At 64.0% G+C, this 20,200-nt stretch carries 18 protein-coding genes; 14 read left to right on the top strand and 4 right to left on the bottom strand.

What is annotated here, in order from left to right; genetic code table 11:
* Positions 1-6: 6 nt before the first annotated feature.
* Together DH10_RS14445 and DH10_RS14440 are read right to left on the bottom strand one after the other, a co-directional pair.
* Entirely contained in the window at positions 7-1,698 is a 1,692-nt protein-coding gene (locus DH10_RS14445) for a pilus assembly protein TadG-related protein (protein WP_246811560.1), read from the bottom strand.
* A 176-nt stretch (positions 1,699-1,874) separates the two neighbouring features.
* A complete protein-coding gene (locus tag DH10_RS14440) occupies positions 1,875-2,444 on the bottom strand; it encodes a TadE/TadG family type IV pilus assembly protein (protein WP_343221543.1) in 570 nt (189 codons plus the stop codon).
* A gap of 167 nt (positions 2,445-2,611) precedes the next feature.
* On the opposite strand from DH10_RS14440, the gene DH10_RS14435 reads away from it, so the two are divergent.
* The 14 genes from DH10_RS14435 (at position 2,612) to DH10_RS14375 (ending at position 17,521) form a co-directional block, all read left to right on the top strand.
* Positions 2,612-4,204, top strand: coding sequence for a peptide ABC transporter substrate-binding protein (locus DH10_RS14435; RefSeq protein WP_192384878.1), 1,593 nt, complete (start codon positions 2,612-2,614; stop codon positions 4,202-4,204).
* A 175-nt stretch (positions 4,205-4,379) separates the two neighbouring features.
* Positions 4,380-5,303 carry an ABC transporter permease subunit gene (locus DH10_RS14430; protein ID WP_192384877.1) on the top strand — a complete coding sequence of 308 codons (924 nt, stop codon included), beginning with the start codon at positions 4,380-4,382 and terminating at the stop codon, positions 5,301-5,303.
* Positions 5,296-6,420, top strand: coding sequence for an ABC transporter permease (locus tag DH10_RS14425; protein ID WP_192384876.1), 1,125 nt, complete (start codon positions 5,296-5,298; stop codon positions 6,418-6,420). Before DH10_RS14430 ends, DH10_RS14425 begins: the two co-directional genes overlap by 8 nt.
* Before the next feature lies 1 nt (position 6,421).
* On the top strand, positions 6,422-8,038 hold the full coding sequence (locus DH10_RS14420) for an ABC transporter ATP-binding protein (RefSeq protein ID WP_192384875.1): 1,617 nt from the start codon (positions 6,422-6,424) through the stop codon (positions 8,036-8,038).
* A 58-nt stretch (positions 8,039-8,096) separates the two neighbouring features.
* Complete coding sequence (locus DH10_RS14415; RefSeq protein WP_192384912.1) at positions 8,097-8,354, top strand: type II toxin-antitoxin system RelE/ParE family toxin; 258 nt, start codon at positions 8,097-8,099, stop codon at positions 8,352-8,354.
* Between the two features lie 8 nt (positions 8,355-8,362).
* Positions 8,363-8,722, top strand: a complete 360-nt coding sequence (locus tag DH10_RS14410) for a helix-turn-helix transcriptional regulator (RefSeq protein WP_192384874.1) — start codon at positions 8,363-8,365, stop codon at positions 8,720-8,722.
* Positions 8,723-8,822: 100 nt separating this feature from the next.
* Positions 8,823-9,173 carry a hypothetical protein gene (locus tag DH10_RS37915; protein ID WP_192384873.1) on the top strand — a complete coding sequence of 117 codons (351 nt, stop codon included), beginning with the start codon at positions 8,823-8,825 and terminating at the stop codon, positions 9,171-9,173.
* Between the two features lie 606 nt (positions 9,174-9,779).
* A complete protein-coding gene (locus DH10_RS14400; protein ID WP_066997751.1) occupies positions 9,780-10,025 on the top strand; it encodes an acyl carrier protein in 246 nt (81 codons plus the stop codon).
* 2 nt (positions 10,026-10,027) lie between these two features.
* Positions 10,028-11,233 (top strand): acyl-CoA dehydrogenase family protein, encoded by a 1,206-nt coding sequence (locus tag DH10_RS14395; protein ID WP_192384872.1) that lies wholly within the window; start codon positions 10,028-10,030, stop codon positions 11,231-11,233.
* A 1-nt stretch (position 11,234) separates the two neighbouring features.
* Positions 11,235-12,158, top strand: coding sequence for an amino acid--[acyl-carrier-protein] ligase (locus tag DH10_RS14390; protein WP_192384871.1), 924 nt, complete (start codon positions 11,235-11,237; stop codon positions 12,156-12,158).
* A 1-nt stretch (position 12,159) separates the two neighbouring features.
* Positions 12,160-12,738 (top strand): DUF1839 family protein, encoded by a 579-nt coding sequence (locus DH10_RS37910; protein ID WP_343221541.1) that lies wholly within the window; start codon positions 12,160-12,162, stop codon positions 12,736-12,738.
* Positions 12,707-13,162 carry a DUF1839 family protein gene (locus tag DH10_RS37905; RefSeq protein WP_343221540.1) on the top strand — a complete coding sequence of 152 codons (456 nt, stop codon included), beginning with the start codon at positions 12,707-12,709 and terminating at the stop codon, positions 13,160-13,162. The genes DH10_RS37910 and DH10_RS37905 overlap by 32 nt, the downstream gene beginning before the upstream one ends.
* Positions 13,163-13,196: 34 nt before the next feature.
* Positions 13,197-15,734: a glycoside hydrolase family 2 protein gene (locus DH10_RS14380; RefSeq protein ID WP_246811551.1), complete on the top strand. Its 2,538-nt coding sequence runs from the start codon at positions 13,197-13,199 to the stop codon at positions 15,732-15,734.
* Positions 15,731-17,521, top strand: coding sequence for an alpha/beta fold hydrolase (locus DH10_RS14375; protein ID WP_192384870.1), 1,791 nt, complete (start codon positions 15,731-15,733; stop codon positions 17,519-17,521). The genes DH10_RS14380 and DH10_RS14375 overlap by 4 nt, the downstream gene beginning before the upstream one ends.
* A gap of 215 nt (positions 17,522-17,736) precedes the next feature.
* Here the strand turns inward: DH10_RS14375 and DH10_RS14370 are convergent, their stop codons facing one another.
* Both DH10_RS14370 and DH10_RS14365 read right to left on the bottom strand, forming a co-directional pair.
* A complete protein-coding gene (locus DH10_RS14370; RefSeq protein WP_192384869.1) occupies positions 17,737-18,192 on the bottom strand; it encodes a CopG family transcriptional regulator in 456 nt (151 codons plus the stop codon).
* Between the two features lie 5 nt (positions 18,193-18,197).
* A complete protein-coding gene (locus DH10_RS14365; protein ID WP_192384868.1) occupies positions 18,198-20,183 on the bottom strand; it encodes a conjugal transfer protein TraG in 1,986 nt (661 codons plus the stop codon).
* Positions 20,184-20,200: the final 17 nt, after the last annotated feature.

The following is a 20,200-nucleotide window of genomic DNA, read 5'->3' as shown; positions in this document are numbered from 1 at the left end:
GCCAGCCTATTGGACGAGCACAGAGCGTCCGCAGGTCGCGCCGGTGACCCGCACATCGGCCTCGCCGACGTGGACGCCAAGTGCGGCAAGCACATTGTAGACGAGGTCGTCGACGGGTGCGGTCACGCCGTTGAGCAGCGTCGTCACCGCCGGCTTCACCGTGCCGAGAAGGGAAGCCACGTCAAGCCCGAGACCGAGCGCGTTGACCGAGAGTGACAGGTTGTTCACCAGCGAGGTGGTGAGCGACTGCGTCAGATTCCTGGTCGAGACCGTCTTGATCGCCTTGTTGGCGATATCGGTGGCGCTGAATTTCAGGTTCGTCGGCGTCATGTTGGTGATCGAGACAGCCGACGATCCCTTGATCTGCAACAGGTTGAGGTTGGTCAGGAGCAATTGGACGCTGACATCGGCGATCTCGGCATCGCTGAAGGATTGCGGCTTAGTGAAGTCCGCGAAGCCGCTTGCGTTGCTGTTGGCGAGATGCGCCGAGACGACGCCGGGCTGCGCGGCGATCGAAACCTTGATGCTCGAGGGGCCGGTCGGGCAGCTTATGTCTGTCAGCTTGGCTTCGGCATAGGCGACCTCGACATTGAGCGGCAGGTTGACGGCCAGCAGCTTGATGCCGCCGCCAAGGTTCGGTGTGCCGACCGTGACGTTGGCGTTGAGCTTGATGCGGGTCTGCGCCGTGCGCACCACGGTGCCCAGTTCTCCGACCGCCAGCCAGGCCGAGAATTGCATGGGTTCGCCGATGGCGACTTGGAGCGTCGTCGATGTCAGCCCGGGTATGGTTGCCCCGAGATTGACGGCAACCTGGTTGGTGCCGTTGGCGAGCGCCGCCGCTGCCGTCAGCATGCTCATGGCGCTTGCGTCGACCGAAAGTCCGGCGGGATTCTGTCCGAGGCCGAGGCTGCCCACCGAGCCGAGATCGATGAGCTGGCTGAGCGGGATCTTGACCGTATTGGTGGCGCTCGAGGCCATGGTCTGCAGAGCGAGCTTGGCCGTCCGGTCGAGCCCGGGCACGTTGGCCATCGCGGTGGCGATCTGGCCGATCGTTGCCTTCGAGGCGAGCACGTCCGAATAGGTCACGCCGCTCAGATGCAGCTGCGTCGCCAGTGCATCGGTGAAGGAGAGCACGTCGACATCGGCCGAGATCAGCGAATTGTAGTCCATCACGCTGAGCGAGAAGTTGCCGCCGAGAAGCCCGCCGAGCAGCGCGTTGAGGATGCCGCCATTCACGCTGGCCAGCCGCGACCCGACCGAGAATGCCGCTTCGGGCTGGGCGCTGGCGGTGGCTGTCGTGCCGATCACCGGCGGCGCCATCATCGAGGCGGCGAAATAGAGCGTGCCCAGCTTCTTCAGCGACACCTGGACGGCGTTGTAGGGCAGCTTGCCTGCCTCGAAGCGGCTGCCGGCCGCTATGGAACTGACCCCCGAATAGCGTCCGGGCACGACCTGCACGACCGCCTTGCTGCCGGTCGGCGCGATGGTGGTCCCCTGCTGCTGCACGGCGACGGATGTGATTCCGTTGTCCTTCAGCGTCGTCAGCACCGCTTGCTGGGCGTTGTTGATGTTGGCGGCGGCGGTAATCGCGGCGAGGTCGACGATCGACTGCGCGGCGCGGCGTTCGTTGTAGAGCGAGCCCTCGTCGACGGCGAAAGCGGTCAACGCCAGCGCCACCGGCGTGCAGAGCGCGGTCATGACCGCGAAATTGGCACGCCGGTCGGCAATCAGCCGTCGCGCCGCGGCCACGAGAGCAATTCCAGGAAAAATGTGTAACGGTTTTCCGTCCGGACTTGCGTCAGAACAAAGAGATAGAGCGGTCTTGCGTTTCCGGGAAACGAGGAACCGCTCCAGTCCCCCCTTGGAACTGCGCATCATATGCCTCCGACCCGGATCGTCGATTGACGCTGGATCGTGGTGCCCGGCAAGGGCAGCGTCCGGAACAGATTCCAAATCGGCAGGTTGCGCGCGTCATAGCTGACGGACACGACGAACTGGCTGCCGTCGACGGCGCTGTCCTGCGCGTTGACCGTCAGCTTGTTGGGATCCACGAAAGGATAGCCCGCAACATCGTGCGCAATGAAATCGGTGACCAGCGCCTGCCGCTCCGTCTGGTTGAGGCCGGCAATCGCCGTTCGCGCCGCGTCGGCCGCGATCTGCTGGACCGAATGGCTGGCGCCGAAATAAATTCCGTATGCAACCATTCCGAGCAAAAGCAGGATGAAGATCGGCGCCAGCATGGCGAATTCGACCGCCGACGTGCCCGCGGCGTCAGCCCGGAAACGGAACCATGGAGCAAGGAATTTTCGGTGCTTCGGCATGGTCCGGAGAATGCCAAAACCTGCCTGCAAAAACAGAAAACGACTGGAACAACCGAAAGATGCACTAAGTTGAGTGGCGGGTTTTAGTTTTAGATTTCGCTGTTTTAGCAGAGTGCCGCTCACTTAACGTCAAGCAGCGGGTAGTTGAAATAAGATATTCCTCTGTCTAGTCTCCCGCCACCAGCCGCCGGAAGGGACCGGCGGCGCGCTCAAAAGGAACCCGTTGAACGGTTCCGGGGCGTCAACACTCAAGGCGCGGTTGAGGGGCCGCGTCCAAAGGGAGAGACTTCATGCTGAAAAATCTGCTGAAGGCGACTGTGTTCGCCACCACCATGGCCTTGGCCACCGGCACCTTCTACACGCCGGCCTTCGCCGAGACCGTCTACAACCGCGGATCCGCCGCCGAGGCGGAGACGGTCGATCCGCACAAGACGTCGACGGTCTACGAAGCCGATATTATACGCGACCTGTTCCAGGGCCTCGTCATGCATGACCAGAAGACGAACCTCATTCCGGGCGCCGCCGAAAGCTGGACGGTGTCCGACGACGGCACCGTCTACACCTTCAAGCTGCGCAAGGACGGCCTCTGGTCGGATGGCAGCCCGGTGACGGCGGACGACTTCGTCTATTCGTTCCGTCGGCTGGAAGATCCGGCCACCGCTGCCGAATACGCTTCCATGCTCTATCCGGTGAAGGGCGCTGAGGACTTCAACACCAAGAAAGGCAAGGCCGAGGACATGGGCGTGAAGGCGGTCGACGCCAACACGCTGCAGGTCACGCTGAAGGCGCCGACGCCCTACTTCCTGGAGATGTTGACCCACCAGGCGACCTATCCGGTCAACAAGGCCTCCATGGACAAGCTCGGCGCCGACTGGATCAAGCCGGGCAAGCTGGTTTCCAACGGCGCCTATACGCTGGCCGAGTGGGTGCCCAACGACCATCTCAAGCTGATCAAGAATCCGAAATTCTGGGACGCCGCGAGCGTCAAGCTCGACGTGGTCAACTACATCCCGACCGAGGATCGCTCGTCGGCGATGAAGCGCTTCGAGGCCGGCGAACTCGACAGTTATGGTGACCTGCCGACCGAACAGCTCGCCGATCTCAAAACCAAATTCGGTGACCAGGTCCGTGTCGGGCCGTATCTCGGCACCTATTATTATGCGGTCAAGACCGACAAGGCGCCGTGGGATAATGTCGAGCTGCGCAACGCCATCTCGATGGCGATCGATCGCAACTTCCTGGCCGAGAAGGTCTGGCAGAACTCGATGCTGCCCGGCTATTCGATGGTGCCCCCGGGCATCGAGGGCTACACGCCGGCACTGGCCAAATACGCCGACATGCCGCAGATCGACCGCGAGGATGCTGCCAAGAAGATCCTGGAGAAACTCGGCTATACACCCGAGCATCCGTTGAAGATGGAGATCCGCTACAACACCTCGGAGAACCATAAAAACACGGCGGTCGCCATCCAGGAACAGCTGAAGCCACTCGGCGTGGAGGTGACGCTGCTCAACACTGACACCAAGACCCACTACAGCTTCCTCGAGCAGAAGGGCAACTACGACGTCGCCCGCGCTGCCTGGATCGCCGACTACAAGGATCCGGAGACCTTCCTCGGCATCTCGCGCAAGGCAAGCGGCAACAACTACTCGAACTACAACAGCCCGGCCTATGAGGCCGCGATGGACAAGGCAGCCGCCGCCGGCGGCAAGCCTGAGGAGCGCATGAAGGACCTCGCCGAGGCCGAGCGCATCCTCGTCGACGATGTCGGCCAGATTCCACTGCTCTACTATAGCTACCACGACATCGTTTCCTCGAAGCTGCATGGCTTCGACGACAACGTGATGGACATCCATCCGTCCCGCTTCATCTCCAAGGACTGACAAGAAACCTTGGCCGTACCGCCGCTCCCTTTTTTGGGAGCGGTGGCTGCGGTCTGTCGTCGTGCCGGGCCGAAAGTCGGGTTGGATTTTCGGGAATACCGGTGCGAAGATGAGAGATGCCAGCGCGCCACGGTCTCGTCTGGAGAGCTGTCGCCCTGGCTGAAGCGGGGCGCCGATGCTGCGTTATGTCTTCCGGCGGCTGTTGACCGCCATCCCGACGCTATTCGTCATCGTGACGGTGGCGTTCTTCCTGATCCGTGTCGCGCCAGGCGGCCCGTTCAACCAGGAGCGGGGCCTGAGCCCCGAGATCAGGGCCAATCTCGAAGCCCAGTTCGGCCTCAACGATCCGCTCTGGCTGCAATATGTCCACTATCTCGGCAATCTTTTGCGCGGCAATTTCGGCCCGAGCTATAACCTGCCTGACTTCACCGTCACCGAACTCTTCGCCAAGGGCCTGCCGATCTCCGTGCAGATCGGTTCGTCGGCGCTGGTGCTGGCACTGCTTCTGGGCTCGATCCTCGGCACGATCGCGGCGCTGAATCAGAACAAGCTCGCCGACTATTCGGTGATTGCTCTAGCCACCGCCGGCAGCACAATCCCCACCTTCGTCATCGCGCCGGTCATTCAGCTCGTGTTCGGGCTTTCCTGGAAGCTTTTGCCGATCGGCGGCTGGGGCGACGGCGCCTTCATCAACAAGGTCGGGCCGGTGCTGACGCTCGCCTTGCCGCAGATCGCCATCGTCGCCCGCCTGATGCGCGGCTCGATGATCGAAAGCCTGCGCTCGCACCATATCCGCACCGCCCGCGCGCTCGGCCTGTCGGACTGGTCGGTGGTGGTCAAGCACGCGCTGCGCGGCGCCGTGCTGCCGATCGTCTCCTTCACAGGTCCCGCGGCGGCGGCGCTGCTCACCGGCTCGATCATCGTCGAGACCATCTTCTCTATCCCCGGTGTCGGCCGCTATTTCGTCGATGCCGCCCTCAACCGCGACTACACGCTGGTCATGGGAACCGTGGTGGTGATCGCGCTCTTCACCATCGTCTTCAACCTGATCGTCGATCTCCTTTACGCGGTCGTCGACCCGAGGGTGCGCTATGACTGACCTCGCCGTCGCCGTCCCGGAGCCGATCGTCGGCCGCTCGCTTTGGGGCAATGCCTGGGCGCGGCTGAAGCGCAACCGCGCCGCCATGTTCAGCCTCTATTATCTGGCATTCATTGCCGTCGTCAGCGTGTTCGGCCCGCTGGTCGTGCCGCATGAATACACCACCATCTACGGCGACTATGTGCGCACGCCGCCGAGCCTTTCGGCCTATCCGAAGCCCGACATGATCCAGGGCGCGCTGACCGACGCGATCAAGCGCATGCGCGTCGACATCAAGGAGTGGCACCAGGACGGCGGCCGCGTGATCGTGACGGTCACGTCCAAGAAGCCGATCGACGACCGCAACATCCGCTATCTCGATCGCTCCGACGCCTTCGACGACGCAAGGATCGAGAGCAAGTCGCCGGACGGGCTCGAAATGATCTTGAGTTCCGCCATCAAGCAGCAATATTTCCTCTTCGGCACCGACAACACCGGGCGCGACCTGCTCTCGCGCACGCTGATGGCCGGGCGCATCTCTTTAGCCATCGGCCTGCTTGCCGGCGTCGTCGCCGGCGTCATCGGCGTGATCTACGGCGCGACGGCCGGCTTTGCCGGCGGCAAGATCGACGAGGTGATGATGCGTATCGTCGACGTGCTTTACTCGCTGCCCTTCATCTTCTTCGTCATCATGCTGGTGGTGTTCTTCGGCCGCAACTTCGTGCTGATGTTCCTGGCGGTCGGCGCGGTGCTCTGGCTCGACATGGCGCGCATCGTGCGCGGCCAGGCGCTGTCGATCCGCAGGCAGGAATATGTCCAGGCGGCGGAAGCGATGGGCGTCGGCCAGCGCGGCATCCTGGTGCGCCACGTCATCCCCAACCTGCTCGGGCCGGTGGTGATCTACATGACGCTGCTGGTGCCGCAGGTCATCATCCTGGAAAGCTTCCTATCCTTCCTCGGCCTTGGCGTGCAGGAGCCGATGACCAGCTGGGGCGTGCTGATTTCCGTCGGCGCCAAGAACATCGGCTATGCCAACTGGCTGCTGTTGTTCCCAGCCTTCTTCCTCGTCTCGACGCTGTTCGCGCTGAACTTCGTCGGCGACGGCCTGCGCGACGCGCTCGACCCGAAGGATCGCTGACATGGCTTCCGAAACGATCCTCAGCGTCAAGGACCTGCGCGTCCGCTTCCAGACCCTTGACGGCACGGTCGAGGCGGTCAAAGGCATCAACATCAAGGTCAATGCCGGCGAAACGGTCGCCGTGGTCGGCGAATCCGGTTCCGGCAAGAGCCAGACGATGATGGCGGCGATGAGCCTGCTGTCCTCCAATGGCGAGGCCACCGGCCAGGTCGACTATCGCGGCCGCAATCTTTTGGAGATGACCAAGCACGAGCTCAACAAGGTTCGCGGCCGCAAGATCAGCATGATCTTCCAGGAGCCGATGACCTCGCTCGACCCGCTTTACACCATCGGCAACCAGCTCATCGAGCCGATCCGCCGGCATCGTGGCCTGAACGCCCAGGCGGCACGCGAAGAGGCGCTGAAGCTGCTGCGGCTTGTGCACATCCCCGATCCCGAGCGGCGGATGAAATCCTATCCGCACGAAATGTCGGGCGGCCAGCGCCAGCGCGTCATGATCGCCATGGCGCTGGCCAACGATCCCGACATCCTGATCGCCGACGAGCCGACGACTGCGCTCGACGTCACCATCCAGGCGCAGATCCTGATGCTGCTTGCCGAATTGCAGCGCAAGCTCGGCATGGCGATCGTCTTCATCACCCATGATCTCGGCATCGTGCGCCGCTTCGCCGACCGCGTCTATGTCATGCGCCAGGGCGAGGTGGTGGAGGAGGGCGATGCCGAGGCGCTCTTCGCCAACCCACAGCATGCCTACACCAAGATGCTGCTCGCGGCCGAGCCGACCGGCACCAAGGCGGCGCCGCCCGCCAATTCGCCTGTGCTGCTCGAAGGCCGCAATGTCGAGGTCGTCTTCAAGATCGGCGGCGGCTTCCTCGGCGGCGAGCCGCTGATGCTGCGCGCGGTGGACAAGATCTCGATCCGGCTGAAGCGCAACCAGACGATCGGCATCGTCGGCGAGTCGGGCTCCGGCAAGTCGACGCTCGGCCGCGCGCTGCTCAGATTGTTGCCCAGCGACGGCGTGATCCGCTTCGGCGACCGCGACATCTCCGAGGCGGACCGCCGGGCCATGCGGCCGCTGCGCCGCGAATTGCAGTTGGTCTTCCAGGACCCGTTCGGCTCGCTGTCGCCGCGCATGACGGTCGGCCAGGTCATCACCGAAGGGCTGTTGGTGCACGAGCCGTCGCTGACCGGCAAGCAGCGCGACCATCGCGCCGTCGAGGCGCTGCGCGAGGTCGGCCTCGACCCCAACGCCCGCAACCGCTACCCGCACGAGTTCTCCGGCGGCCAGCGCCAGCGCATCGCGATTGCCCGCGCCATGATCCTGAAGCCAAAAGTGGTGGTGCTGGACGAGCCGACCTCGGCGCTCGACCGCTCTGTGCAGAAGCAGATCGTCGAGCTCCTGCGCAAGCTGCAGGCCGACCACCAGCTGTCTTATCTTTTCATCAGCCATGACCTGGCTGTCGTGCGTGCCATGGCCGACTACATCATCGTCATGAAGCAGGGAAAGATCGTCGAGGAAGGGCCGACCGAAGAGATCTTCGGCAATCCGCGCGAGGTCTACACGCAGACGCTGATGAACGCGGCGATCGATACGGCGCGGTTCCGGATCAGTGCATGAGGGGGAATTGGAATCACAATATGTGATCATTTGGTTGAATTATATCACAAAATGAGATATTCAATTCGTCAAGCAGGTTGTTTACCTGGCAGCCGCAATCAAATCGCTCCGCAAGCATAAGGCTGATGCTCCTCGGATCGTTGCCAAGATTGCGGTCTATGCCGAGACTCCGGAAGCCATGGTGAACAACGTCAAGAAGTTGGTCGGTTCGGATGAGATGCGTCTGCGCGTCGGAGACTACCGCGTCATCTTTACCGAAACGGAAGACGAGATCATCGTCAGCAGGATTGGGCCGCGTGGCTCGGTCTACGAGTAGGAAGCACAATGAGCATTCATTATTTCACCACGCCCAAGGGTGACGAAATGGCTGTCTTGCCACGCGCCGAGCTTGATGCGCTACAGGACCGCGCCGCGCGTGCCCGTGAAGTGGCAAGCTATCGTGCCGGCGAGGCCCCCGGTTCTACCGCCGAGGAGGCGCTGGCTTTCGTCAACGCAGTATCGCCGCTCGCTTTCTGGCGGGCCAGAAAAGGAAAAACGCAGGCAGCGCTTGCGGCGGAAGTTGGCATTTCGCAGAACATGCTTTCGGCGGTTGAAAACGGCAAGCGGGGCGGGGATGTCGCCCTGTGGCTGCGCCTGTCGCGTGCTCTTGAGGTACCTGTCGATCAACTTGTCGACGAGGATTGAAGCGGGCTGAACTCGGCTGCCGATGCCCGCTATCCATGCATGTAGGTGCCGAGCTCAGTTCACAGGATCAACACTTTTGCTTCCTCGCGGCGACAATTGCTTGCTGCTGTTGCTGCAGCCGCTCGATCTTCGCCGTGTCGCGGTTAGCCACCACCGTCTTGACGTCTCGCCGCCGAGCAGCCAGCTCGGCACGCTGGTGTTGGCGACTTTGCCGCGGCTGATGGCGGTTCGCGAGATGTCGGTGGCGGTGTCGCCGAGCGCGCTGTTGAGCTCGGCGCAGCTCATCTTGTCGTATTTCCCTGGATCGGTCGACGCGACGGTCGACGAGCAGCCGGCGACAAAAGCCAAGGCGAGCACCAGGATAGGCGGCAAGCCTGCGCTCGAAATCACCTTCATGTCTGCATCCTCGCTCCAGTGCCGCGCCTGCTATCCTAATATCGAGGTAAGATAGGCGGCTGTCTCGTCAAAGCCATATCCACTGGCAGGCATCATCACAGCAGCAGGCGCCTTACCAAGAATAGTGCGAGAAATTGCGCTTTCTGGTAATCTGGGACATAGGTTGCCGCTTCACGTTATAAGACCTACTCGCGCGGTTCGACGGGGCCGCTGGTCAGGAGGCCATCCCAGAAGGCAACGAAGACGGATTTCGGCCACCCGGCCGGTGCGATCAATTGATGGATGCGAACGGCATGATCGATGCTGCAGGATCCCAAACCGCCTAGATCCTCGTCCAGAACCACAGTGGCAGTGGTTGCGGTTATCTGCCTGTTGATTCTTGCGGCTTTCTTTATCGGTTTTGAATATTCGACATCTGACGAAGGCGCGCTTGTCCTGCCAGGAGGAGCGCAACAGCCGCGATAGGTTTCCGTCATGGCTGACGGCCGACGGCTCTTGTTCTCGTTTATTTCCGTCGTATCCGAAAGCCGTAAAATTGTCCTGCGGTCCGTTACCGATCCTTAGGCATGGTTGAAACTGACCGGCGGCGTTAACGCCACGGTTGCGCTGCTTCTGCGATATTGCCGCCTGCACAGCATGCAAACGCAAGGGTGGGGCCTCCATGATCGACCAGATTCGCTCGCTGCTCGAGCAGCATCCGATGATTCCGCTGAATTTCGGCGCGCTCGCCGACGACGCTAATCTCTACGACGCGGGGCTGACCTCCTTCGCCTCGGTGCAGATGATGCTGGCGCTCGAAGAGGAGTTCGACATCGAATTCCCCGAGACGATGCTGACGCGGCGCACCTTTTCTTCGCTGGCCAGCATCGCGGACGCCGTTTCGCAATTGACGCGCAAGGCGGCGTAGCCATGAACGTGTTCAGAAAGATAGTGGTGGCCCCGCTCACGGAGGCGCCGGAAGCCGCAACCGAACGCATGCGCCGCGTCGCCGAGATCGCCGCCGGCCATGCCGATTCCGTCGATAAGGAAGGCCGTTTCCCGACAGAGACGATCGAGGCGCTGAAGCGCGAGCGCCTGCTCGGCGTGGCGATCCCGATCGAGCATGGCGGCGAGGGGCTCGGCTCGATGCAGATCGCCGACCTCATCGTCCAACTCGGCCAGGCCTGCGGCTCGAGCGCCATGATCTATGCCATGCACCAGATCAAGACGTCGAGCTTCGTCACGCACGGCGGTGCCAGCGACTGGCACCGCGCCTATATGCGGCGCATCGCCGACGAGCAGCTTCTGATGGCTTCCGCGACGACGGAGGCCGGCATCGGCGGCAATTTGCGCAATTCGATCTGCGCGGTCGAGGTCGCCGGCGGTCGCTTCGCGCTAACCAAGGAAGCCACCGTCATCTCCTACGGCAACTATGCCGACGCCATCCTCGCCACGGCGCGGCGCGCGCCCGATGCGGCCAGCTCCGATCAGGTGATGGTGGTGATACCGGCCGATGGCAACCGCACGCTGGAACGCACGTCGGTGTGGGACACGCTCGGCATGCGCGGCACCTGCTCCGACGGCTTTCATCTCGTCGCCACGGGTGACGCGAGACAGATATTCCCGAAGCCGTTTTCCGAGATCGCGGCGCAGTCGATGCTGGCCAACTCGCACATCTTCTGGGCGGCGACCTGGTTTGGCATCGCCGCCGACGCCTTCAATCGGGCGCAGGCCTTCGTCAAGGCGGCGGCGCGCAAGCAGCCCGACGCCATGCCTCCGGGCGCGCTGAGGCTGGCCGAGGCGGCAGCCCTTTTGCAGGAGATGAAAGGGCACCTGACGGCCGCCATCCACCGCTTCGAAGCGGCCAAGGGCGACGACGACGCGCTGTCTTCGATTGGCTTCGCCGCCGAGATCAACGCGCTGAAGGTCGCGGCCAGCGAGAAGGCCGGCGCCGTGGTGCGTCTGGCCATGCTGGTCAACGGCATCCTTGGCTACAAGAACGGCACGCCGTTCAGCGTCGGCCGGCACTTGCGCGATGTGACCTCGGCGCCGGTGATGATCTCCAACGACCGCATCCTTTCCAATACAGCGACGCTCATGCTGATGAGCCGCTTCGACACCGGCCTGGGGGACTGAGATGGACGCCAAGACATTCGACTCCAAGTCGCTGCTCGACAGCCTGTTCGAGAACGGCATCCTGTTCGAATCCGGCATCGACGGCCTTTATGGCCGCTCAGGCGCATTCGAGGAAGTGATCGAGCGGTTCGAGCGTCTCGTCACCCGGCTCGGCGCGCCCGACAAGGCTACCCGCATCCATTTTCCGCCGGGCATGAGCCGCGCGACGCTGGAGAAGAGCGGCTACATGAAGAGCTTTCCGCAGCTTGCCGGCTGTGTGCATTCCTTCATGGGAGGCGAGCGGGAGCATGCGCAGCTGCTCGGCATGATGGCGGATGGCGGGGACTGGACGGAACTGCAGAAGGCGACCGATATCGCGCTGACGCCGGCCGCCTGCTACCCGCTCTATCCTACCATCGCCGCGCGCGGCCCGGTGCCGGCGCAGGGCCTGCTTTTCGAACTCTCCTCCTACTGCTTCCGCCACGAGCCGTCGAAAGACCCCGCGCGCATGCAGCTCTTCCGCATGCGCGAGTTCGTCAAGATCGGCACGGCCGAGCAGGTGCGCTCGTTCCGCGAAAGCTGGCTGAAGCGCGGCAGGGCGATGATCGAGTCGCTCGATCTGCCCTGCGAGGTCGATCTTGCCAACGATCCGTTCTTCGGCCGCGGCGGCAAGATGATGGCCAACAACCAGCGCGACCAGGGCCTGAAATTCGAGCTGCTGATCCCGGTGACCAGCATCGAGAAGCCGACCGCCTGTTTGAGCTTCAATTATCACCAGGACCATTTCGGCCAGACCTGGGGCCTGAAGTTCGCTGACGGGGAGTTCTGTCATTCGGCCTGCGTCGGCTTCGGCCTGGAGCGCGTGGCGCTGGCGCTGTTCCGCCATCACGGTCCGGACGCGGACGCCTGGCCGGCGGCGGTCCGCGACGTGCTGTGGAGCGTGTGACATGCTGAGAGCTATCGCCGGCCTCGATCCGGCCAGCTACCGGCCGCACTGGCTGCACGATCCGCAAAGGCGCTGGCCGCAGACCAACTGCTATGTCGATCTCCTGATCGAGGTCCTGCACGCGACCGGCCACGATCCGGTCGCGGCGCTCGGCTTCACCGTGGCGCAGGATTTCGAGGGCGATCAGTTCACGTTCTTCAAGTTCCCGACCGCCGACCTGCAGAGGCTGGCGGGGCTGGACATCCAGGAACTGGCGATCTTCGATCGGCTGGAGACGCATGTGCTGGCGCAAGTCGAACTCGGCCGGCTGCCGCTGGTAGAGGTCGACGCCTTCTACCTGCCCGACACCAAAAGCATCACCTATCGCAGCGGCCATTCCAAGACCACGGTCGGCATCAATGCGCTCGATCCCGACGGGCGGCAGATGCGCTACTTCCACAATGACGGCTACTTCGCGCTCGAGGGGGATGATTACGACGGCATCTTCGGCCAACGGGATGGTGTGTCGGCCGGCCGGCGCCCTGCCGCTGTTTCCTTACGCGGAATTCGTGAAGCTCGACGCCACGCGCCCGGCCCGTGACGCGGTCGGGGCGGCGGCGGCGCTGCTCGCGCTTCACCTGAAGCGGCGGCCGAAGCGCAATCCGCTTAGCGCCTATGCGGCCGCGTTCGGGCGACACGCTGAAACGCTGGCGACGCGCTCGCCTGACTATTTCCATACCTATGCCTTCAACACGCTGCGGCAGGTCGGCGCAAATTTCGAACTCCTCGGCAGCCATCTCGAATGGCTGGGGCAGCACGGCGAAACCTGCCTGGCGGAAGCGGCGCAAGCCGCCGGCGACATTGCCGACGGCGCCAAGGTCATGCAGTTCAAGCTCGCCCGCGCGATGGCGCGGCAGCGTTTCGACGGTTTGGCCGAGGCAATCACGCCGATGGCACAGGCCTACGAAACGGTGATGGACGTGCTGGACGCCCGCATGGCGGGCGTCGCCTCCAAGGCGGCCTAGGGCGGCCGAGGCGCATTTGAGCATAGGTGTGCGAATGGACGCCACGGTGTCGACCGTCGGCACAGCCGGATTGCTGGACCGGGGTTGGCGGATGGCCGTCTCGGCGGCCGGCGCCTGGGCTTCGCCGGATGATATCGACGCAAGCGCCGAATGGCTGGACGCGGCCTGTCCCGGCACGGCGGCCGGCACGCTGGAAAAGCATGGCCGCTGGGACCGCAAGCAGCCAACCCCGCTGCACGACCGCGATGTCTGGTACAGCCGCAGGCTCGATGCGACCGGTCCGGTGCGGCTGGTGTTCGAGGGTCTGGCGACTATCGCCGAGGTCTGGCTTGACGACCGGCTGCTGCTCACCTCGACCTCGATGTTCGAGCGCCATGAAGCCGCGGTAATCCTTTCAGGTGGCGAGCGGCTTGCCATCGTCTTTCGCAGTCTCGACCGCCATCTGGAAACGGCGACCGGTCCACGCGCCCGCTGGCGTCCTCGCATGATCGACGATCAGCGCCTGCGGCTGGTGCGCACGACCCTGATTGGCCACATGCCGGGCTGGTGTCCGAACTTCGATGTCGTCGGGCCGTGGCGTCCCGTCAAGTTGATCCGCGAAAATGGCGGGCAGCGCATCCTCGATACCGACATGCGCACCGAGCTCGATGGTACGACCGGGCATCTTGCCGTTGCGATCACCCTCGCTGAACCCTTCGACGATGCCCAAACGGCACATGTCAGTTGCGCTGGAGTGCGCGCGCGCCTCAAGGTCGAGACACCCACCCGGCTGACGGCAGAATTGGACATTGCCGATGTCGCCCCATGGTGGCCGAACAGTCATGGCGAGCCGGTGTTGCACGAAGTGATGGCGACACTCGGCGCGGTGCGCAGCCGGTTGGGCCGGGTCGGGTTCCGGCGCATCGAGATCGATCGCGGCGCCGACGGACGCGATTTCCGCCTGGTCGTCAACGGCGTGCCGGTGTTCTGCTGCGGCGCGGTCTGGACGCCCTCCGATCCTGTGCGGCTGCCATGCGGGCGGGCCGAAATCGAGCCCGACCTCGACCTCGTACGCCGAGCCGGCATCAACATGCTGCGGGTCGGCGGCACCTTCGCCTACGAGGGCGATGCTTTCCACGAGTTGTGCGACGAGATGGGCATTCTCGTCTGGCAGGACCTGATGCTCGCCAATTTCGACTATCCGGCGAAAAGCGATGCCTGGCGGGCCGCGCTATCGCGCGAGGTGGAAAACCTGTTGAAGCGGCTTCGGCATTCGCCGTCGCTGGCGGTGCTGTGCGGCGGCAGCGAGGTGGCGCAGCAGGCTGCGATGCTCGGCGTGCCGGCGGCGATGGATCCAACACCCTGGTTCGACGCGGTCGTGCGTCCAGCCGCGCAGGCGATCCTGCCCGATCTCGCGCTGGTGTCCTCGTCGCCCTCTGGCGGCAGTTTGCCCTTCGCCGCAGACGGCGGCCCGACGCATTATTATGGCGTCGGCGCCTATTGCCGGCCGATGGAGGATGCGCGCCGCGCGGAAGTGCGTTTCGCCAGCGAGTGCCTCGCCTTCGCCAACGTGCCGGAGCAGGCGACGCTGGATGGGCATCTGCCCGTTCCGCCCGGCCACGATCCGCGCTGGAAGGCCGGCGTGCCGCGCGATGCAGGTGCGTCGTGGGATTTCGAGGACGTGCGCGAGCATTATCTCGAGGCACTGTTCGGCCTCGATGCACGCCGGCTGCGCATGGAAGATCCGGCGCGCTACCTCGACCTCTCACGCGCGGTTACGGCGGAGGTGGTTGAGCGCACGATCGACGAATGGCGCAGACCAGCCTCGCCGACCGCGGGTGCGCTGCTGTTTTTCTGGAAGGATCTGCGCCCGGGCGCAGGGTGGGGCATCGTCGATTCCACTGGACGGCCGAAATCGGTCTGGCATGCGCTGAGGCGCGCCTTCGCGCCGCTCAGGCTGACGCTGAGCGACGAGGGCGTCAACGGGCTGGGCGTCCATCTCGTCAATGACGGGGCAAAGGCCGTCGAGGCGACGCTGTCGCTTGCCTGCCTGCGCGATGGCGTCACCCCGGTGGTCACGGCGCGCCAGCCGGTCACCGTGCAGGCGCGCGGGGCGCAGTCCCTGTCGGCGTTCTCGCTGCTCGGCGCCTTCTTCGACCTGTCTTATGCCTATCGCTTCGGCCCGGCGGGCCATGAGGTAACGGTGGCAAGGCTTGAAGGTGGTGACGGCGAGATCCTGGCTGAAGCCTTTCATGTGCTTCCCGGCGCCATGATCGCGCGACGCGATGTCGGCCTGTCGGCACGGTTGCTGCGCGCAGAAGACGGTTGGCGCCTGCGGCTCGCCTGCAGGCGCGCCGCTTATCACGTCGCCGTCAAGGACGGGCTGTTTCTCCCGCGCGAGAACGGCTTCCACCTGATGCCGGGTGCGGCGAAGGAAATTGGCCTGGATGGGCCGGCCTCGGCCACGCCGGCCGGCATCGTGACGGCGCTGAATGGCGATCGCGACGTGGCCTACGATGCGCCGCAAGCGGACAATGCAGAAATCGGGGCAGAGATCATGCGAGCGTTGCAGCCCGCCGGGAGCATGGCATGAAGGGGATAGTCTTCGCCCGCACGATCGGCTGGCTTCATGAAGGCAAGGGCACCGGGCGGCGCGGCCGGGGCGTCGTCATCGCCGGGGCGCATGGCCACGAGGACCTGTGCAGCCGGCGTTTTCTAAAGCTGCTGGCTGACAAGTTGGCCGAAAACGATCTGCCGACGCTGCAGTTCGACTATCCCGGCTGTGGCAATGCCGCCGGGGATCATTCAACGCCAGGTCAGGTGCGATCGTGGACGGAGAGCATAGGCGCTGCGATCGATCGGCTGAAGCGGGATTGCGGCGTGGCGGACGTCATTTTGGTCGGCTTTCGGCTTGGTGCTCTGCTGGCGCCGCTGGCGGCGGCCGGACGCGACGACGTGGCCGGTTTCGTGTTGCTCGCGCCGCCGTCCTCCGGCAAGGCCTATGTCCGCGAGATCACGGCCATGTCGCGCATGATCGACGCGCCGCTGGCCAGCCGTTCGGCGGGCGAAGGGCTTTTCACCGAGGGGCGCGAGGCCGCCGGCTTCCGGATTTCGCATGAGACGCTGGCCGATCTTTCGGCGCTCGACTGGCGGCATGCCGCGGCAAGCCTTCCATCTCGGCCGATGCTGGTGCTTACAAACGGCAAGCCGCTTGCCGCTGACGAAATTCATGGGCGAGGGGCGGGCGCTGCGGATATCACCACGGCCGAATTCGATGGTTATCCTCTCTTGATGTGCGACCCGACAGCCAACCGGATTCCGGCCGCCGCTCTCGATCGTTGCGCGGCCTGGATGACCGACCATGCCGGCGAAGCGGTCGCAGGAAAGGCCATGCCGCACGATGCGTCAGAGATTCTGGACGGTCCGCACTACACGGAAAAGCCGGTCCTGATCGGACCGGAGCCGATGATCTGCGGCGTGCTTTGCCAGCCGCGCGGACGTCAGGCCGCGGCCGAGCCGGTGATCTTCCTCAATGCAGGTGGCGTGCCGCATGTCGGCTGGGCGCGCGGCACGGTTGAAGCGGGGCGGGATCTGGCGGCGGAAGGCGCAGCGTCGCTGCGCATCGACCTGCCCGGACTTGGTCTCAGCGATCAGACCGAGGAAGGACGCCTGTTCCTCTATGACGGGCGTACGCGCCATGATGTCAGCCGTGCGATCGACTGGATGGAACGAGCCGGCTACCCCGCTGTCGGCTTGGTCGGCACCTGCGCCGGCGCATTCCAGGCTTTTCACGCCGCACGGGCTGATCGGCGGGTGCGGACGCTGACCATGATCAACCCGCTCTGCTTCGCCTGGAACAGTTCCTACGCGCTGGAGATGGCGGTCTGGAAGAATTACGAGGCTTCCAAGGCCGTGCTCGGGCACAACGCCGCCGCCATGCAGGAGAGCCGCGAGCCGGACGTCCCGACATGGCGCGGGATCGCTTCGCGCCAGGTCCGGCTGATCGTCCGGCGCGGGCTCGAGGCGATCAAGTCCACGGTGTCGATGCTGCATCCGGCCGCTCTATTGGGACAGCGGCGGGTGGAACGCTGGATGCGCGACCTTTGCGGCCGGGGCGTGCGGGTTCTCCTGGTGACCTCGGAAGGCGACCTGAGCCTGAAGGAGATCGCCCGCCATTTTGGGTCGGAGGAAGAGCGGCTCGGCAGCATTCGCGGCGTGACCAGGGTCTCGCTGCCGAATGCCGACCACACACTGACGCCGTATCACGCACGGCGCGCCGTGATAGCCCGCCTGATCGATCATGGCGGCATCAGGCGTGACGGCTGCGCTCGTTCCGAGCCGGTGCACGCGACGACAAGCCCATCCTTCCTGGCGCCATAGGGCGGTAGCCATGGCAGCGCGGCGGTCGTGTCCAGTTTGAAAACTCTCGAAAGCGTTTTGTGCTTCTGCGCTGCCGGACCGCCGAGCTTGCGCGTCGTCCTCGGCCGACACTCCCGGCCGGTTAGGCACCCACTGGCGGGCAAACGGCAGGCCGAAGATGTCTAGCACCAGGGAGCTCGCCATCAGGCCGATGAGCAGCTGGCGCGAACAAGTGCCTACATTCCGGCTGGGGACGGCATTCCCTTGTCGTCAACTGGATCGATATCCTCCGATATCTCCTGCCGCAGTTTCGGCCCCTTGGCCAAACGCCTGCCCAAGGCCGCGACGAAAGCCTCATAGCGTTCGGCCGCCTTGGCGCGAGCCGCCTGGGCCGCAGGTTCCGGCAAAGCTGGCGAGGTCGCGAGCCAGAACCGCACGAACACCGCCAGGGTTTCGACCGTGATGCCGATATCGCGCTCCTGCCGGGCGAGGCGGCGATCAACCTGATCGAGGCGTTTGGCGATAGCAGCCTCGCGACGTTCGTCGGCATCCGGCGACAGGAACGAGGCGATCGCGGCCTCTGCGATCATGGATTGGGGCTGGTCGCGCCGGGCCGCATAGTCGGCGAGCATCTTCATGATCGCCTCATCGAGATAGACGGAGATTTGTGCTTTCTTCTTGCGGCTAATCATGGCGGCTACAACTCCATGCCGTCATCGGGGTCGAGCGAGACCTGCCGTGCCACGCCCTGCATGAGCCGCGCCATGCGTCGATTGCGGACTGCATCGTCATCAGCCTCGTCGGCCGCGTCGAATTCGAACTCATTTTCGATCGGAGCCGTTTTCTCGACCGGCCGCACGCGGTTCAGTTCGGGTTGTTGGCGTTGCTCCGACTCGGTTGGATCTCCATCGTCCTGCCTAGACGTGCCGGGAGTTTCGGCGATCTCAGTGCGAACCAGCGCGGGCAGGTGGCTCCAGTCGTCAGGATGGGCCTGTTCGGATCGGCTCAGTTCGGGTGGCGGCAGGACGCGATCGCGCAAGCAGGCATCTTCGTAGTAGCGTGCCTTCTTCGCCCTGATCGGCGGTGCCCCCGCCACCATGACGATCTCGTCGGTCGGCGGAAGCTGCATGATCTCGCCAGGCGTCAGCAACTGGCGGGCGGTCTCTTGCCGCGACACCATCAAATGTCCGAGCCAGGGCGAAAGCCGGTGGCCAGCATAGTTCTTCATCGCCCGCATCTCGGTTGCAGTGCCGAGCGCGTCAGACACACGTTTGGCGGTCCTTTCATCATTCGTGGCGAAGCTCACCCGCACATGACAATTGTCGAGGATGGAGTTGTTCGGGCCGTAGGCCTTCTCGATCTGGTTAAGCGACTGCGCGATCAGGAAGCTCTTCAGCCCATAGCCGGCCATGAATGCCAATGCAGTTTCGAAGAAGTCGAGGCGGCCGAGCGCAGGAAACTCGTCGAGCATGAGCAGAAGCCGATGCTGATGACTCTTGGCCTGAAGGTCCTCGGTCAGGCGACGCCCAATCTGGTTGAGGATAAGGCGAATGAGCGGCTTGGTCCGATTGATGTCCGAGGGCGGCACGACCAGGTAGAGCGTCGCTGGTTGCTTGGCGCCCACGATGTCGCTGATCCGCCAATCGCAGCGCCTCGTCACCTCGGCCACGACGGGGTCGCGATAGAGGCCGAGGAAGGACATCGCGGTGGAGAGCACGCCCGATCGTTCGTTGTCGGATTTGTTGAGCAGTTCACGCGCCGCACTGGCGATGACGGGGTGCGGGCCTACCTCGCCGAGATGGGCGGTCTTCATCATTGCTGCCAGCGTGGACTCAATCGGTCGTTTCGGATCGGAGAGGAAGGCGGCGACACCGGCCAGCGTCTTGTCTGTCTCGGCATAGAGGACGTGAAGGATCGCGCCGACCAGCAGCGCGTGGCTGGTCTTTTCCCAATGGTTGCGCTTCTCGAGGCTTCCTTCCGGATCGACCAGAATGTCGGCGATGTTCTGCACGTCGCGGACTTCCCATTCGCCGCGACGGACTTCCAGCAAGGGATTGTAGGCGGACGATTTCGAATTCGTGGGATCAAAGAGCAGGACACGTCCGTGCAGAGCACGGAACCCGGCTGTGATTTGCCAATTCTCGCCCTTAATATCGTGGACAATCGCCGAGCCCGGCCAGGTCAGTAACGAAGGCACCACCAGGCCGACGCCCTTGCCGGACCGGGTCGGGGCGAAGCACAGCACATGCTCCGGCCCATCGTGGCGAAGGTAGTGGCGCTCATAGCGCCCGAGCACCACCCCGTCGGCGCCGAGCAGGCCGGCAGCCTCGACCTCCTTCTTGTCGGCCCATCGCGCCGAACCATAGGTGTAGACGTTCTTGACCTCACGGGCCCGCCAAACCGACATGCCGATTGCAACGATCATCGAAAGGAAGCCCCCGGACACGGCGATCAGTCCGCCTTCCACGAAGACAGCCGGGGCGTAGGCATCGTAGAAGTACCACCACCAGAAAAGCGCGGGAGGATAGTAGACGGGCAAGCCGCCGACTTCGAACCAGGTCGGTCCGAGTTGGGCCTGGAAGCCAAGCCGCCATGCGGTCCATTGCGTCGCCGTCCAGGTCGTCAACAGGACGATCAGGAAGACAGTGAGGATCTGGCCCCAGAGGATTTTCGTGGCGGACATGGAGATGGTCCTTTCTT

The organism is Mesorhizobium silamurunense (assembly GCF_014843825.1).
Classification (GTDB): Bacteria; Pseudomonadota; Alphaproteobacteria; order Rhizobiales; family Rhizobiaceae; genus Mesorhizobium; species Mesorhizobium silamurunense.
The sequence above is the reverse complement of the archived record's forward strand: the minus strand, read 5'-3'. Positions and strand labels throughout refer to the sequence as shown.